The organism is Stutzerimonas stutzeri, assembly GCF_002890915.1.
Classification (GTDB): domain Bacteria; phylum Pseudomonadota; class Gammaproteobacteria; order Pseudomonadales; family Pseudomonadaceae; genus Stutzerimonas; species Stutzerimonas stutzeri_AF.
This window is the reverse complement of record NZ_POUT01000012.1, coordinates 78658-94394: the sequence shown is the minus strand read 5'-3', so window position 1 is coordinate 94394 and position 15737 is coordinate 78658. Positions and strand designations below refer to the sequence as shown.

The 15737-nt window shown below is 66.3% G+C and carries 15 protein-coding genes; 12 read left to right on the top strand and 3 right to left on the bottom strand.

Translation table 11 applies throughout. The features are described 5' to 3' along the window. The first annotated feature begins 95 nt into the window (after window positions 1-95). Complete coding sequence (locus tag CXK94_RS18575; RefSeq protein WP_102895412.1) at window positions 96-893, top strand: cyclic nucleotide-binding domain-containing protein; 798 nt, start codon at window positions 96-98, stop codon at window positions 891-893. 227 nt (window positions 894-1120) lie between these two features. Here the strand turns inward: CXK94_RS18575 and CXK94_RS18570 are convergent, their stop codons facing one another. Genes CXK94_RS18570 through CXK94_RS18560 form a run of 3 tightly spaced genes read right to left on the bottom strand, consistent with a single transcriptional unit; the run spans window position 1121 to window position 3820 of the window. Next, window positions 1121-2005 carry a ChaN family lipoprotein gene (locus tag CXK94_RS18570; RefSeq protein WP_102895411.1) on the bottom strand — a complete coding sequence of 295 codons (885 nt, stop codon included), beginning with the start codon at window positions 2003-2005 and terminating at the stop codon, window positions 1121-1123. A gap of 10 nt (window positions 2006-2015) precedes the next feature. Further along, the gene (locus CXK94_RS18565) at window positions 2016-2783 is read right to left on the bottom strand and encodes a heme ABC transporter ATP-binding protein (protein ID WP_102895410.1); all 768 of its coding nucleotides are present in this window, start codon (window positions 2781-2783) and stop codon (window positions 2016-2018) included. Then, complete coding sequence (locus CXK94_RS18560) at window positions 2783-3820, bottom strand: FecCD family ABC transporter permease (protein ID WP_102895409.1); 1038 nt, start codon at window positions 3818-3820, stop codon at window positions 2783-2785. The genes CXK94_RS18565 and CXK94_RS18560 overlap by 1 nt, the downstream gene beginning before the upstream one ends. Before the next feature lie 133 nt (window positions 3821-3953). Between CXK94_RS18560 and CXK94_RS18555 the strand changes: the two genes are divergently transcribed. The 11 genes from CXK94_RS18555 (at window position 3954) to purD (ending at window position 15658) form a co-directional block, all read left to right on the top strand. Next, window positions 3954-4289, top strand: a complete 336-nt coding sequence (locus CXK94_RS18555; RefSeq protein WP_037043333.1) for a Rieske (2Fe-2S) protein — start codon at window positions 3954-3956, stop codon at window positions 4287-4289. Window positions 4290-4320: 31 nt separating this feature from the next. Then, window positions 4321-6123, top strand: a complete 1803-nt coding sequence (locus tag CXK94_RS18550) for a protein-disulfide reductase DsbD (protein WP_102895408.1) — start codon at window positions 4321-4323, stop codon at window positions 6121-6123. 159 nt (window positions 6124-6282) lie between these two features. Then, window positions 6283-6726, top strand: coding sequence for a type II 3-dehydroquinate dehydratase (gene aroQ, locus CXK94_RS18545; protein WP_102895407.1), 444 nt, complete (start codon window positions 6283-6285; stop codon window positions 6724-6726). Window positions 6727-6795: 69 nt separating this feature from the next. Further along, window positions 6796-7254, top strand: coding sequence for an acetyl-CoA carboxylase biotin carboxyl carrier protein (gene accB, locus CXK94_RS18540; protein WP_102895406.1), 459 nt, complete (start codon window positions 6796-6798; stop codon window positions 7252-7254). Between the two features lie 17 nt (window positions 7255-7271). Further along, complete coding sequence (gene accC / locus CXK94_RS18535) at window positions 7272-8621, top strand: acetyl-CoA carboxylase biotin carboxylase subunit (RefSeq protein ID WP_037038946.1); 1350 nt, start codon at window positions 7272-7274, stop codon at window positions 8619-8621. A 178-nt stretch (window positions 8622-8799) separates the two neighbouring features. Then, the gene (gene prmA, locus CXK94_RS18530) at window positions 8800-9681 is read left to right on the top strand and encodes a 50S ribosomal protein L11 methyltransferase (protein WP_102895405.1); all 882 of its coding nucleotides are present in this window, start codon (window positions 8800-8802) and stop codon (window positions 9679-9681) included. Between the two features lie 104 nt (window positions 9682-9785). Continuing rightward, on the top strand, window positions 9786-11021 hold the full coding sequence (locus CXK94_RS18525) for a DUF3426 domain-containing protein (RefSeq protein WP_037038941.1): 1236 nt from the start codon (window positions 9786-9788) through the stop codon (window positions 11019-11021). A 206-nt stretch (window positions 11022-11227) separates the two neighbouring features. Beyond that, entirely contained in the window at window positions 11228-12241 is a 1014-nt protein-coding gene (gene dusB / locus CXK94_RS18520; protein WP_102895404.1) for a tRNA dihydrouridine synthase DusB, read from the top strand. Continuing rightward, window positions 12238-12558, top strand: coding sequence for a DNA-binding transcriptional regulator Fis (fis, locus tag CXK94_RS18515; RefSeq protein ID WP_003279911.1), 321 nt, complete (start codon window positions 12238-12240; stop codon window positions 12556-12558). The genes dusB and fis overlap by 4 nt, the downstream gene beginning before the upstream one ends. An 87-nt stretch (window positions 12559-12645) precedes the next feature. Then, window positions 12646-14250, top strand: a complete 1605-nt coding sequence (gene purH / locus CXK94_RS18510) for a bifunctional phosphoribosylaminoimidazolecarboxamide formyltransferase/IMP cyclohydrolase (RefSeq protein WP_037038925.1) — start codon at window positions 12646-12648, stop codon at window positions 14248-14250. 115 nt (window positions 14251-14365) lie between these two features. Next, on the top strand, window positions 14366-15658 hold the full coding sequence (gene purD / locus CXK94_RS18505; protein WP_102895403.1) for a phosphoribosylamine--glycine ligase: 1293 nt from the start codon (window positions 14366-14368) through the stop codon (window positions 15656-15658). Window positions 15659-15737 lie beyond the last annotated feature (79 nt).

Genomic DNA, 15737 nt, shown 5'->3' with positions numbered 1-15737 from the left:
CACGGCACAGGATTTACTCGGCCCTGCGGCCGAGCCTATTGTGCGCGAGAGAGTCCCTGCCCATCGCCCGCCCGTTCGTTCAAGGATTTGCCGACATGTATTTACTCGGGGAGCAACCGGCCTACGCCGATCGCCTGATCAACCGCCTGCAAGGAATCCCCGCTCAGTTGCTGGAAGGCCTGCAGCCCTCCGGCCCGAGCATCGAACTGAAGCACACCGAGAATCTGTGCGCCGAGCTTCCGGCACAACAGCTGTTCATCATCGAAGCCGGCCTGCTGCACGCCCTGATCGACGCCAAGCCGCTGTTCTACCTGCAGGAAGGCGACCTGATCGGCCTGCGTCAGGGCAGCGAGCTGCCGGAGTGGCGTTATTGCAGCGACGAGCCGCTCAGGCTGATGCCTTACGCGCGCAGCGCGGTCTTCCAGCACATTCACGCCGACGAACACCGCCAGGAACTGTTCACCCAGTACCTGATCGGCCACACCGCACTGCTCTCCGATGCCCTCGCCCGCCTCAAGCAGCCGGAAATCCGTCCTGCCACCGGTTTCAAGCACTTCGCCGCCGGCGAGGAGCTGATCCGCCAGGGCGACGAAGCGGACAACGTCTTCATCATCATCGAAGGCCAGGCCGATGCCATCGTCGATGGGCAGAAGGTTGGCGACGTACAGAAGGACGAGATCTTCGGTGCCATGGCCGTCTTCACCCGCGAGCGCCGCAGCGCCACGGTGATCGCCCGCGAACCCTGCACGGTGATGGTCATCCCCAAGGAGCAGTTCCTGGGGCTGACGCAGAGCAACCCGCGCATCGCCCACAGCCTCATCGAAAGCATGGCCCGCCGCATCGACCTGCTGAACAAGGAAGTCACCCAGCTGCGGGTCGGCGTACCGGCATAGCCCCAAACGGGCCGCCCGGGAACGCGGAGAATATTTTTAGAAAGGCGGTTGACACACAAATGAGAATTGTTATTATTAACACAACTGATCGCGAGGTCAGTCGATAGCTGAAGACTCCAGGCAGTCGGGTCTTCAGGTTATCTCCTCATCAGGCTAATCACGGTTTTGACCCGGCTCTGCCGGGTCTTTTTTTGCCTGCGGAAAAGTCGCCGCCATCGAACATCCCGTCATGGCTTGCGCGTGCGCAGCTGCTCGCAATGGTCCTGCTCTTTCTGGGCCGGCGTATACCAGACGAAATCGGCCTGCTCGGCCGATACCCGCTCGCCCACCTCGGCGAGCACCAAGACCTGCGCCGCGCCGGCGGACAAATCCTCCAGATGCAGCGGCACGCCCAGATCGCGCCGCACATGGAAGGCCCCGGCCAGCAACATGGCCGGCTTCGGCGCGACCTGCAGGCGCTCGGCCATGCGCCGATCGCGTTGCTGCTGCACCGCGAGCATCGCCGGCAGCTGCGATTCGGGCAGCATGTCGCAATGCGACGCCCTGATCTGGGCCCGCAATGCATCACGCACCGCACTCGCCCCGCTGGCCCGCCCATTCACTTGCCGCGCGGCGCGATAGAGAGCGGTGATGTCCTCACGCCCCAGGTTGGCATACAGCAACGGATAGGACTGCGCCAGCGCATGGCGCACGAGCGGGCCGTAGAGCTGCCAGTCCCAGCCGTCCTGCCATGCCAGTGCGGCGGGCAGATCGTCCGCCATGCGGCCCTCGCGCACGTCGCCCCTGACTGTGTCCACCCGCGCCTGCTGCTCCGGCGTGAGCATCTCCAGCAACAGGCTGCCCTGCGCGCGGCGCTCGGCCAGGGCCTGCAGCAGCCATAGCTGCAAGGCATGATGATCCGGATTGTCGTGGCGCTCGCCGACCAGCAATCGCTCGGCATTCTCCAGCCGGGCCAGCAACTGCCCTGGCGTCAGCGTTGCGCCGCTGCGCAGGTCGACGATCGAACCGAGGTCGGCATGTTCGCGCCCTTCGGGGCTCTGCCACTCAGGCAGCTCCGGCAGCGAATGGCAGGCGGCCAGCAGACTCAGGACCAACAGCAACAAAAGGCGCACGGCGAACTCCTCAGCGGGCGATGATCAAGGGATGGCCGCGCTCCGGATGGCGCTGCACCAGGACCTCCAGGCCGAATACCGCGCGCAGCGGCTCGGCACGCAAGACCTCCTGCGGCGTCCCGCTGGCCTGGGCGCGCCCCTCCGCGAGCAGCAGCAGGCGATCGCAGTAGCGCGCGGCCAGATTCAGGTCGTGCAGGACAACCAGCACCGCCGCCCCTTGCGCGGCGAAACGCCTGGCAGCCTGGAGAATGCTGTGCTGGTGCGCCGGATCGAGCATCGAGGTCGGCTCGTCGAGCAGCAGAACCTGCCCTTCGGCGCCCGGCCAGAGTTGCGCCAAGACCCGCGCCAGATGAACCCGCTGGCGCTCGCCACCGGACAGGGTGAGGTAGCTGCGTGCGGCAAGATGCAGCGCATCAGCTGTCGCAAGAGCCGCCTCGACGATCCGTGCATCCGCCGCCCGCCCGCTGCAATGGGGCAATCGCCCCATTGCGACCACATCCTCGACACGAAAGGCGAAGTTCAGGCTCGAACTCTGCGGCAGCACCGCCAGCCGCCGTGCCCGCTCGATGTCCGGCCAGCCATCGAGCGGGCGCCCGTGCAGCAGGACCTGCCCGGTGCTGCAGGCAAGCTCGCCGCAAAGAGCGCCGAGCAGGGTGCTCTTGCCCGCGCCGTTCGGGCCGAGCACGCCGAACACCTGGCCCGCCGGCAAGTCCAGATGAATCCCTTGCAGTGCCGTTATGGCGCCACGCCGGACTGTCACCCCTTCGGCACGCAGCATCAGGCTCGCCCTCGCAGCAGCAGGTAGAGGAAGAACGGCGCACCGAGCAACGCGGTGACGATGCCGATCGGCAGCTCCGCCGGGATCAGCAACATGCGCGCAACGATATCGGCGAGCAGCAGCAGGCTGGCGCCAGCCAACGCCGAAGCCGGCAGCAGGACACGGTGATCCGGCCCCACCAGCAGGCGCATCAAGTGCGGAACCACCAGGCCGACGAAGCCGATCAGCCCCGCGGCAGCCACGGCAGCACCGACCCCCAGGGCGGTACAGATCACCAGCTCGCGCTTGATGCGTTCGACGTCGAACCCGAGGTGGCGCGCTTCGGATTCGCCGAGCAGCAATGCATTCAGTGCCTTGGCCCGGCGCGGTAACCACAGCGCCACCGCGCCGGTGACCAGCAGCAACGGCCACATGCGCCCATAGCTGGCGCCGCTCAGGCTGCCGAGGTTCCAGAAGGTCAGCGAGCGCAAGGTGGCATCGTCGGCCAGGTAGGTAAACAGCCCGATCGAGGCGCCGGCCAGCGCCGTGAGCGCGATGCCGGCGAGCAGCATCGTGGCGACATGGGTCTGGCCGTCCCGGCGTCCGAGGCGATAGACCAGCAGGGTCACGCCGAGCCCGCCCAGGAACGCCGACAGCGACAGCACATAGGGCTCGACTATCGCCGGCAGCCCGCCCAGCAACGCACCGCCGACGATGGCCGCCGCCGCGCCCAGCGCCGCCCCGCTGGACACGCCGATCAAACCCGGGTCCGCCAACGGGTTGCGAAACAGGCCCTGCATCGCCACCCCGGACAAGGCCAGCACCGCTCCGCCCGCGAGCCCCAGAAGCGCCCGCGGCAAGCGGAGCTGCGCGACGATCAGTTCGGCCTGCTCCAGCCCATCCGCGGCCAGCGGCAGCCCGAGCAGTCGCAGGACGGCACGCAGGGTATCCCCCAGCGGCAGGCTCAGCGGCCCCAGCGCCAGCGACAGCCAGAGCGCGACCAGCAGCAGCAGGCCGAGCGCCGGGAACAGAATGCGCGCGGAAACGGCAGAACCCATCGAATGCTTCGCCAAACGGTATGAGCGGCGAAGGATAAAAGCCCACCGACGGCACCGCCAGTGCGCGGCATGTTTATTCCACTGCGCATGCCTCGTCGCTGCGCGATAATCGCCGCTCACACGGGAGGACTCGATGATCCGTTTGTGCGCCACATCCGAACTGGGCGAAGGCCAGAGCCGCGGCTTCAGCCTCGCCGATCTCAAGCTGATCGCAGTCCGCCGCGAGGGGCGCGTCTACCTCTACCGCAACCGCTGCCCGCACCGTGGCGTGCCGCTGGAATGGCAGGCCGACCGGTTTCTCGACGAGAGCGGCAGCATGCTGCAGTGCGCAACCCATGGCGCACTGTTTCTCATCGAATCGGGCGAGTGCGTCGTAGGCCCCTGTGCCGGCCAGTTCCTGCAGCCCCTGCCGGGCATCGAGCAGGACGACAGCATTTGGTTGCAAACTGATCGGCAGAGCGACAGTTGAACATGGGCGCCGGCCACCCGGCTTGGTTATCATGCCGCCACTGCTTTACCGTGAGATCGTCATGCGTCGTCTGCTGAGTCTGCTTCTCCTGCTGTTCGTCCTGCCCGCCAGCGCCGGCCTGTTCGACACCAAACCCAGCCCTACCTTCGGCGGTGCGCTGAACAACAGCGCGGACTTCCTGCCAGTGCGTGAGGCGTTCCGCCTGAGCCTGGCGGAAGCGACACCCGAGCGAATCACGCTGCGCTTCGTCGCGGCCGAAGGCTACTACCTCTACCGCCACCGCTTCGCCTTCCGGACCACGGAGCCAGGCGTCAGCCTCGGCGAAGCGCAGCTCCCTGCCGGTGTGCAGAAGGTCGACGACTATTTCGGCGAGGTCGAGGTCTACTACGGCATCCTCGATATCCAGTTGCCGGTGAACAACCCCGACAACCGCCCCTTCGATCTGCAGGTGTCCTACCAGGGCTGCGCCGACAAGGGCCTGTGCTATCCACCGGAGACCGAATCGATCGCCATCGGCGGCGGCGCCAGCCCGGCGGCCGCATCCTCCGCCGAGCGCCCCGCCGAGGATGGTCGCCTGTCATGGCGTTCGGTTGCGCTGTTCTTCCTCGCCGGCCTGGGCCTGACGTTCACTCCCTGCGTACTGCCGATGCTGCCGATCCTCACCGGCGTGGTCCTGCGCGGCCAACCCGGCGGCCTGCGCAGCTTCCTGCTGTCGGTGACCTACGTCCTGCCGATGGCTGGTGGATTCGCCGTGCTCGGCGCGCTGATGGGCGTGTTCGGCGCGGAGCTGAATCTGCAGGCACGCCTGCAATCAGCGTGGATCCTGGTGCCCTTCGCATTGTTCTTCGTGGTCTTCGCGCTGGCCATGTTCGGCCTGTTCGAGCTGCGCTTGCCGCAGGCCGTCAGCGGCCGCCTCGACCGTCTGGCCGGCAACGCCCGCGGCGGCTCGTTCACCGGCGCCGCCTTGCTCGGCGCGGTGTCCAGCCTGCTGGTGTCGCCCTGCGTGTCCGCCCCGCTGGCCGGTGCACTGCTGTACATCAGCGCCAGTGGCGATGCCCTGGGCGGCGGCCTGAAGCTGTTCGCCCTGGGGCTGGGCATGGGCACGCCGCTGATACTGTTCGCCACCGGCGGTGGTGCGCTGCTGCCCAAGAGCGGCCCCTGGATGGTCAGCGTGCGCAACATCTTCGGCGTGCTGCTGCTGGCCGTCTCGGTGTGGATGCTCGAGCGCGTGCTGCCCGGCCCGGCGGCACTGGCCTTGTGGGGCCTGCTCGCCGCCGGCAGCGCGCTGTTCCTCGGCACGCTGGAGTTCACCAGCAAGACGCCGCGGCAGAAGCTGGCCCAACTCCTCGGGCTGGCCCTGCTGGTCTACGCGCTGGCGGCCTGGGTCGGCGCCCTGCAAGGCGGCTCCGATCCGCTGCGACCACTGCCCAGGGCCAGCGCCATGCTGCAGGGCGGCACCGCCATCGAAGGCTGGCACACCGTCTCGACCCCCGCCGAGCTGGATGCGCAACTGGCGGCGGCCCGCGCGGCCGGCCAGCCGCTAATGCTCGACTGGTATGCCGACTGGTGCATCAGTTGCAAGGTGATCGAACGCGAGGTCTTCGCCGATCCGCAGATAGCACCGCGGCTGGCCGACTACCGCCTGATCCGCTTCGACATCACCGAAAGCAATGCCGCCCAGCGCGGTCTGCTGGACCGTTACAAGCTGTTCGGCCCGCCGGCGATCCTCTTCTTCGACCGGGCCGGCAACGAGCTGGCGGACGTGCGCGTGGTCGGCGAAATCGACGCCAGCGGCTTCGCCGAGCGCCTGGACCGCGCGGCGGCACGACTGTAGCGCGGCGCTCCTGCGGCAAACTCCAGCCATAATGCGGGTATTTCACGCGATCGCCCGGCATGACTGGACAGTCAGCCCATGCTTCGGGCATAGTTTTTCACTTTCCGCGAGCCCGCCCTTCCGCCGGCTCGGCGCACCCAAGAAAAACAAGGAATAGGCATGGCCACGCTTCTGGTCCTTCACGGCCCGAACCTGAATCTGCTCGGCACCCGCGAACCGGGCGTCTACGGCGCGGTGACGCTGGCACAGATCAACCAGGATCTGGAGCAGTACGCCCGCAATGCCGGGCATCACCTGCTGCACCTGCAATCCAATGCCGAATACGAACTGATCGAGCGCATCCACGCCGCGCGCGGCGAAGGTGTCGACTTCATCCTGATCAATCCGGCCGCCTTCACGCACACCAGCGTCGCATTACGTGACGCATTGCTGGCCGTGAGCATCCCATTCATCGAAGTGCACCTGTCCAACGTGCACAAACGTGAACCTTTCCGCCATCACTCCTACTTTTCCGATATCGCGGTAGGGGTGATCTGCGGCCTTGGCGCCAGCGGCTACCGACTGGCCTTGGAGGCCGCCCTGGAACAACTCGCTGCTTCCTGAGAACTCGCCTCCGAGTCCTGAACACGCGAGCAGCAATGCCCTTCGAACTTACCTGGGAGTCAATGCTTCATGGATATTCGCAAAGTCAAGAAACTGATCGAACTGCTGGAAGAGTCCGGTATCGACGAACTCGAGATCCACGAGGGTGAAGAGTCCGTGCGCATCAGCCGCCACAGCAAGCAGGTGGCGATGCAGCAACCCATCTACGCCCAGGCACCTGCCGCACCGGCTCCGGCACCCGCCGCAGCTGCCGCGCCGGCTGCCGACGCGGCCCCGGCCGCACCCAAGCTGAACGGCACCGTGGTCCGCTCGCCGATGGTCGGCACCTTCTACCGCGCCTCCTCGCCGGAAGCCAAGCCGTTCGTCGACGTCGGCCAGACCGTGAAGAAGGGCGACATCCTCTGCATCGTCGAAGCCATGAAGATGATGAACCACATCGAGGCCGAAACCAGCGGCACCATCGAATCCATCCTGGTGGAGAATGGTCAGCCGGTCGAATTCGACCAGCCGCTGTTCACCATCGTTTGAACCGCGGAGAGCCAGCGATGTTGGAAAAAGTACTGATCGCCAACCGCGGTGAGATCGCCCTTCGCGTCCTGCGCGCCTGCAAGGAACTGGGCATCAAGACCGTGGCTGTGCACTCCACTGCCGACCGTGACCTGATGCACGTGTCGCTGGCCGACGAGTCCGTGTGCATCGGCCCGGCCTCTTCCGCCCAGTCCTACCTGAGCATCCCGGCCATCATCGCCGCCGCCGAGGTGACCGGCGCCGACGGCATCCACCCCGGCTACGGCTTCCTCGCCGAGAACGCCGACTTCGCCGAACAGGTGGAGAAATCCGGCTTCACCTTCATCGGCCCGACCGCCGACGTTATCCGCCTGATGGGCGACAAGGTCTCGGCCAAGGACGCCATGAAGAAGGCCGGCGTGCCGACCGTACCCGGCTCCGACGGCCCGCTGCCGGAAGACGAGCAGAAAGCGCTGCAGATCGCCCGCGAAGTGGGCTATCCGGTGATCATCAAGGCCGCCGGCGGTGGCGGTGGTCGCGGCATGCGCGTGGTGCACAAGGAAGAGGACCTGATCGCCTCGGCCAAGCTGACCCGCACCGAAGCCGGCGCCGCCTTCGGCAACCCGATGGTTTACCTGGAGAAGTTCCTGGTCAACCCACGCCACGTGGAGATCCAGGTGCTGGCCGACGGCCAGGGCAACGCCATCCACCTGGGCGACCGCGACTGCTCGCTGCAGCGCCGCCACCAGAAGGTCATCGAGGAAGCCCCTGCCCCGCTGATCGACGAAGAGGCCCGCCGCAAGGTCCAGGCCCACTGCGTGCAGGCCTGCATCGACATCGGCTACCGCGGCGCCGGTACCTTCGAGTTCCTCTATGAAGACGGCAACTTCTACTTCATCGAGATGAACACCCGCGTGCAGGTCGAGCACCCGGTCACCGAGATGGTCACCGGTATCGACATCGTCAAGGAGATGCTGCGCATCGGCGGCGGCGAGAAGCTGGCGATCAAGCAGAAAGACGTGGAGATTCGCGGCCACGCCATCGAATGCCGCATCAACGCCGAAGACCCGCGCACCTTCATGCCCAGCCCGGGCAAGGTGAAGCACTTCCATGCCCCGGGCGGCAACGGCGTGCGCGTCGATTCGCACCTGTACGACGGCTATGCGGTACCGCCGCACTACGATTCGCTGATCGGCAAGCTGATCACCTTCGGCGCCGACCGCGACGAAGCCATGGGCCGCATGCGCAATGCCCTGGACGAGCTGATCGTCGACGGCATCAAGACCAACGCCCCGCTGCACCGCGACCTGGTGCGCGACGCAGGCTTCTGCAAGGGCGGCGTGAACATCCACTACCTGGAAAAGAAACTGGGTATGGACAAGCACTAAGCTGCAAGCTGCAAGCTGCAAGCTGCAAGCTGCAAGCTGCAAGCTGCAAGCTGCAAGCTGCAAGCTGCAAGCTGCAAGCATATGATGCACACCTCTGGAGCGGCCTCGGCCGCTCCTTCTTTTTTATTCATGCGGCTTGAGGCCTGAAGCTTGAAGCTGCTCCCGAAGGGAGTCTCCCATGTCCTGGCTGCAGATCCGACTCGCCATCACCCCCGAACAGGCCGAAGCGCTGGAAGACCAGCTGCTGGACCTCGGCGCGGTCTCCGTGACCTTCATGGACGCCGAAGACCAGCCGATCTTCGAACCGGACCTGGGCACCACCCCGCTGTGGTCGCATACCCATCTGCTGGCGCTGTTCGAAGCCGATACCGACCCCGACGCCCTGCTCGCCCACCTGCAGCTGCTACGCGGCACCGAGCTGCCGGAACACCAGGTCGAGCAGGTCGAGGACCAGGACTGGGAACGCAGCTGGATGGACAACTTCCAGCCGATGCGCTTCGGTCGCCGCCTGTGGATCGTGCCCAGCTGGCATGCCGCGCCCGAGCCCGACGCGGTCAACCTGCTGCTCGACCCGGGACTGGCCTTCGGCACCGGCACGCACCCGACCACCGCGCTCTGCCTCGAATGGCTGGACGCCCAGCCTCTCGAGGGCCAGTCCCTGCTGGACTTCGGCTGCGGCTCGGGAATTCTCGCCATCGCCGGCCTGCTGCTGGGCGCCGAGCACGCCGTCGGCACCGACATCGACAGCCAGGCGCTGGAGGCCTCGCGCGACAATGCCGAGCGCAACGGCATCGCCGCCGAACGCTTCGCACTCTACCTGCCCGAGCAGCTGCCGCAGGAACCCGCCGACGTGGTGGTCGCCAACATTCTCGCCGGGCCGCTGGTGTCCCTTGCACCGCGCATCGGCGCACTGGTCAAGCCCGGCGGCCGGCTGGCGTTGTCCGGGATTCTCGCCGAACAGGCCGAAGAGGTCCGCGCCGCCTACGACGAGGACTTCGAACTCGACCCGACCGCCATCAAGGACGGCTGGGTACGCATCAGCGGCGTACGCCGGCGTTGAACGCCATGCGGGCGCAGCCCACCGCTCACAACGACAGCGGCGTCACTGCCGCTGGGCGGTAGGCATGCGCTAGACTAGCCGGCACTTTCCCCGCGGAATCGCGCATGACCAGCTTCATCACCCAATGCCCTCATTGCAGCACCCGTTTTCGCGTCAGCCGCAGCCAGCTTCGCGCCGCGCATGGCACCGTGCGCTGCGGCGCCTGCATGGAAGTGTTCAATGCGGCTCGTCAGCTGCTGCGTGATGATCTCGACCCGACGCAAGCGCTGGCCGACCCGGCACCGCCCCGGGCCGTAGAGCCTCCCTTGCCGCCGGCCGCCCCCGCCGAGCCGGTGCGGCCGGCGCTCGAGGCCGACGAAACCCTGTGGATTCACGACGATCTCGACCTGGACAGCCTCGACCTCGACGAGGAACTGGCCAAGCTCGAGCGCCAGGAGCTCGAGCTGTCGCGCGATTTTCTCGAATTGCAGAATGCCTCCAGCCCAGCCACGCGCCTGCTCGATACGCGGCCGGAAGAAGAACGCATCCATGACGAAAGCTGGGCCGAGACGCTGCTCGACGCCGAAGCGCAGGACACTGACTCCGCGACCAAGCCGGACGCTGGAGGGGAGCCGGAGCCGATCAGCTTCACGCCGGTAACCGAGGCCGCACCGCAGCCCCCCAGCCCGCTCGCGACGAGCACCAGGCCATTGGCGAGCGCCAAGGCGCAGCAGGCGCAGACCGAACGCATCGAACCGGACTTCGACATTCCACCGGCAATCTCCTCGCCCCCTCGCCAGGAACCCGCCCTGCGTGACGAACCGCTGTTCGAACTCGAAGACGAGCCGCTGCAACTGGACTGGCAACAGCGCAAGAAACCCTGGGGGCGCTGGCTCGGCTGGGGCGCGCTGAATCTCCTGGCCCTGCTCGCGCTCGGCGCCCAGTACGTGGCCTACAACTACGACGAACTGTCGCGCCAGGCGCAATACCGCCCCTGGTTCGAGCGCATCTGCCCGACACTCGGCTGCAAGCTGCCGTCGCTGGTCGACATCGACCAGATCCGCAGCAGCAACCTGGTGGTGCGCAGCCATCCCGAGTTCAGCGGGGCGCTGGTGGTCGATGCGATCCTCTACAACCGCGCGGCCTTCGCCCAGCCTTTCCCGCTGCTGGAGATTCGCTTCGCCGACATCAATGGCAAGCTGCTTGCCAGCCGCAGCTTCAAGCCCGGCGAATACCTTTCCGGCGAGCTGGCGGGGCAGGCCCAGATGCCGCCGCAGGTACCGATCCACATCGCGCTGGACATCCTCGATCCGGGCGCCAAGGCGGTCAATTACAGCCTGAGCTTCCATTCGCCGGAATAACCCAAAGCCATCCCTGGCCTGAAAGCGCCATCATGCGACGCCCGTGATGGCGTCCGCCATGGCTTGCAAACTCCTGGCGATAAGCTGGCCGCTGTTCAGAATTTGTTCAAAACAACCTTTAACCCGTCATGCGGAGCGGGTATTATGCCCACCCTTTTTTGCAGTCCCGATCGACCTAACAAGCAGGCTCCAGGCAGGGAATCTTCATGTCAGCGGTACGCATCGGCCCTTACACCTTGACCAACCGGTTGATCCTCGCGCCCATGGCCGGCGTGACCGATCAGCCGTTCCGCCAGTTGTGCCGCCGCTTCGGCGCGGCCCTGGTGGTCTCGGAAATGCTCACCAGCGACGTGCGTCTGTGGAACAGTCGCAAGTCGCGTCTGCGCCTGCAGCATGCTGGCGAGCCGGAACCGCGTTCGGTGCAGATCGCCGGTGGCGATCCCGAGATGCTCGCCGAGGCCGCCCGGCGCAACGTGGAGCTGGGCGCACAGATCATCGACATCAACATGGGCTGTCCGGCGAAGAAGGTCTGCAACAAGGCCGCGGGTTCCGCCCTGATGCGCGACGAGCGCCTGGTCGGCGAGATTCTCGAGGCGGTGGTGGCCGCGGTGGACGTACCGGTGACGCTGAAGATCCGTACCGGCTGGGACCGGCAGAACAGGAATGGCGTCCGCATCGCCCGCATCGCCGAACAGTCGGGGATCGCCGCCCTCGCGGTGCATGGGCGGACCCGGGCCGATCTGTACACCGGCGATGCCGAATACGACACCATCGCCGCGATCAAGCAGGCGGTGTCGATCCCGGTGTTCGCCAACGGTGATATCGATTCGCCGCAGAAAGCCCGCCAGGTGTTGCGGGCCACGGGGGCCGACGGCCTTCTGATCGGCCGTGCGGCGCAGGGTCGCCCGTGGATCTTCCGCGAAGTGGAGCATTATCTGCGCACTGGCGAGCTGCTGCCGGCCGCGACGCTGGAAGAGGTCGAGACTATCCTGTTGCAGCATCTGCAGGCGCTGCACGAGTTCTATGGCGAGGTGATGGGCGTGCGCATCGCCCGCAAGCATGTGGGTTGGTATCTCGCCACATTGCCGGGTGCACGGGAGTTTCGCGCCCGTTTCAATCATCTGGAAGACAGGGATGCTCAGGGCTCCAGCATTCGGCAGTTCTTCGCCGAACAACGCTCGGGGCCCGGCTCGGTGGATGGAACAGAGGTGGCCGCATGACGCTGTTGAATGAAACATTGGTAAGTGGAACGACATCCGTGAGTGACAACGTGAACCTGAAGCAGCACCTGAACACGCCGAGCGAAGCAGGCCAGACGCTGCGCGGCAGCGTCGAGAAAGCGCTGCACAACTATTTCGCCCGGCTCGAAGGTGCCGACGTCACGGACGTTTACAACCTCGTGCTCTCCGAAGTGGAAGCGCCGCTGCTGGAAACGGTGATGCACTACGTCAAGGGCAACCAGACCAAGGCCTCGGAATTGCTGGGCCTGAACCGCGGCACCCTGCGCAAGAAACTCAAACAGTACGATCTGCTCTGAAAAGCGGTGGCAGGTTGCAGGCTTGAGGCGGCAGGCCGCCCCGGCCTGGAACCTGTCGCCTCAAGCCTGTAGCCCTAGGAAACGTCAATGACCGACCAAACCACCCGCCTTCCCGTCCGCCGTGCGCTGATCAGCGTGTCCGACAAGACCGGCGTCGTCGATTTCGCCCGCGAACTCGCCGCCCTCGGCGTCGAGATCCTCTCCACCGGCGGCACTTTCAAGCTGCTGAGCGAGAACGGCATCGCCGCCGTGGAGGTCGCCGACTACACCGGCTTCCCGGAAATGATGGATGGCCGGGTGAAGACCCTGCACCCGAAGATCCATGGCGGCATCCTCGGCCGGCGTGACCTGGACGGTGCGGTGATGAGCGAGCACGGCATCCGGCCGATCGACCTCGTCGCAGTCAACCTCTACCCGTTCGCCGCCACCGTGGCCAAGCCGGGCTGCACCCTGCCCGACGCCATCGAGAACATCGACATCGGCGGCCCGACCATGGTCCGCAGCGCGGCGAAGAACCACAAGGACGTCGCCATCGTGGTCAATGCCGATGACTACGCCGGCGTGGTCGCGAACCTGAAGAGCGGCGGCCTGACCTACGCCCAGCGCTTCGACCTGGCGCTCAAGGCCTTCGAGCACACCGCCGCCTACGACGGCATGATCGCCAACTACCTGGGCGGTATCGACCAGGCTGCTGAAACCCTCACCACCGAGGGCCGCAGCCTGTTCCCGCGCACCTACAACATGCAGTTCATCAAGGCGCAGGACATGCGCTACGGCGAGAACCCGCACCAGCAGGCGGCCTTCTATGTCGAGAAGCCGGAAGAAGCCTGCGTCGCCACCGCCAAGCAGCTGCAGGGCAAGGAGCTCTCGTTCAACAACGTCGCCGATACCGATGCCGCGCTGGAGTGCGTGAAAAGCTTCGTCAAACCAGCCTGCGTCATCGTCAAGCACGCCAACCCGTGCGGCGTGGCCGTGGTCCCGGAAGACGAGGGCGGCATCCGCAAGGCCTACGACCTGGCCTACGCCACCGATAGCGAATCCGCCTTCGGCGGCATCATCGCCTTCAACCGCGAGCTGGACGGCGAGACCGCCCAGGCCATCGTCGAGCGCCAGTTCGTCGAAGTGATCATCGCGCCCAAGGTTTCCCAGGCCGCCCGCGATGTGGTCGCCAGCAAGGCCAATGTGCGCCTGCTGGAATGTGGTGAATGGCCGGCCGAGCGCAGCCCGGGCTGGGACTACAAGCGCGTCAACGGCGGCCTGCTGATCCAGAGCCGCGACATCGGCATGATCACCGAGGCGGACCTCAAGATCGTCACCCGTCGTGCGCCCACCGAGCAGGAGATCCACGACCTGATCTTCGCCTGGAAAGTGGCCAAGTTCGTCAAGTCCAACGCCATCGTCTATGCCAAGAACCGCCAGACCGTCGGTGTCGGCGCCGGCCAGATGAGCCGCGTCAACTCCGCGCGCATCGCCGCGATCAAGGCCGAGCACGCCGGCCTGGCGGTACCCGGCGCGGTGATGGCCTCGGACGCCTTCTTCCCCTTCCGCGACGGTATCGACAACGCCGCCAAGGCCGGCATCACCGCGGTGATCCAGCCCGGCGGCTCGATGCGCGACGAGGAAGTCATCGCCGCCGCCGACGAGGCCGGAATCGCGATGGTGTTCACGGGTATGCGTCACTTCCGCCATTGATTGGCTGGTGGATGGCTTCGGCCATCCACCCTACTCCAGCCCTATTTCGTAGGGTGGATAGCGCTTTTTCTATCCACCAAACGGGCCGCAGGCCCGCCTCCTACAGGAGAATCCCATGAACGTACTGATCATCGGCAGCGGCGGCCGCGAGCACGCCCTGGCCTGGAAAGTGGCGCAGGACCCACGCGTCGCCAAGGTCTTCGTCGCCCCGGGCAATGCCGGCACCGCCACCGAGGCCAAGTGCGAGAATGTCGCCATCGACGTGCTGGCCATCGAGCAACTGGCCGATTTTGCCGAGAAGAACGTGCAGCTGACCATCGTCGGCCCGGAAGCGCCGCTGGTGAAGGGTGTGGTCGATCTGTTCCGCAGTCGCGGCCTGGACATCTTCGGCCCCACCGCCGCCGCTGCCCAGTTGGAAGGCTCCAAGGCCTTCACCAAGGATTTCCTCGCTCGCCACGCTATCCCCACCGCCGACTACCGCAACTTCACCGAAGTCGAGCCGGCGCTGGCCTACCTGCGCGAGAAAGGCGCACCGATCGTCATCAAGGCCGACGGCCTGGCCGCCGGCAAGGGCGTGATCGTCGCCATGACCCTGGCCGAAGCCGGGGACGCGGTACGCGACATGCTGTCGGGCAATGCCTTCGGCGATGCCGGCGCGCGCGTGGTCATCGAAGAATTTCTGGATGGTGAAGAGGCCAGCTTCATCGTCATGGTCGACGGCGAGCACGTGCTGCCGATGGCCACCAGCCAGGACCACAAGCGCGTCGGCGACGGCGACAGCGGCCCGAACACCGGCGGCATGGGCGCCTACTCGCCGGCCCCGGTGGTCACCGCCGAGGTGCACCAGCGGGTGATGGACGAGGTGATCTACCCGACCGTGCGCGGCATGGCCGCCGAAGGCAACGTCTACACCGGCTTCCTCTACGCCGGGCTGATGATCGACAAGGCCGGCGCGCCCAAGGTCATCGAGTTCAACTGCCGTTTCGGCGACCCGGAAACCCAGCCGATCATGTGTCGCCTGGAATCCAGCCTGGTGCTGCTGGTCGAGGCCGCATTGGCCAAGGCACTGGACAAGGTCGAAGCGACCTGGGACCCGCGCCCGACCGTCGGCGTGGTGCTGGCCGCCGGCGGCTATCCCGGTGACTATGCCAAGGGCGACGTGATCGAGGGGCTGGATGCCGCCGCGCAACTCGACGGCAAGGTGTTCCATGCCGGCACCGCGTTGAATGCCGACGGCCAGGTGGTGACCGCTGGTGGCCGCGTGCTCTGCGCCACGGCCATCGGCGCCAGTGTCTCCGACGCCCAGCAGCAGGCCTATCGCCTGGCGGAGAAGATCCGCTGGAACGGCTGTTTCTACCGCAAGGACATCGGCTATCGCGCCATTGCCCGCGAGCAGGGCGAACGCTGACCACAGGCCGTGTCAGGAATGCGTGCGGCGGCAAGTTTTATCGCCGCGGCACGCATTACAGCCCGGCGGTGGCATGGCT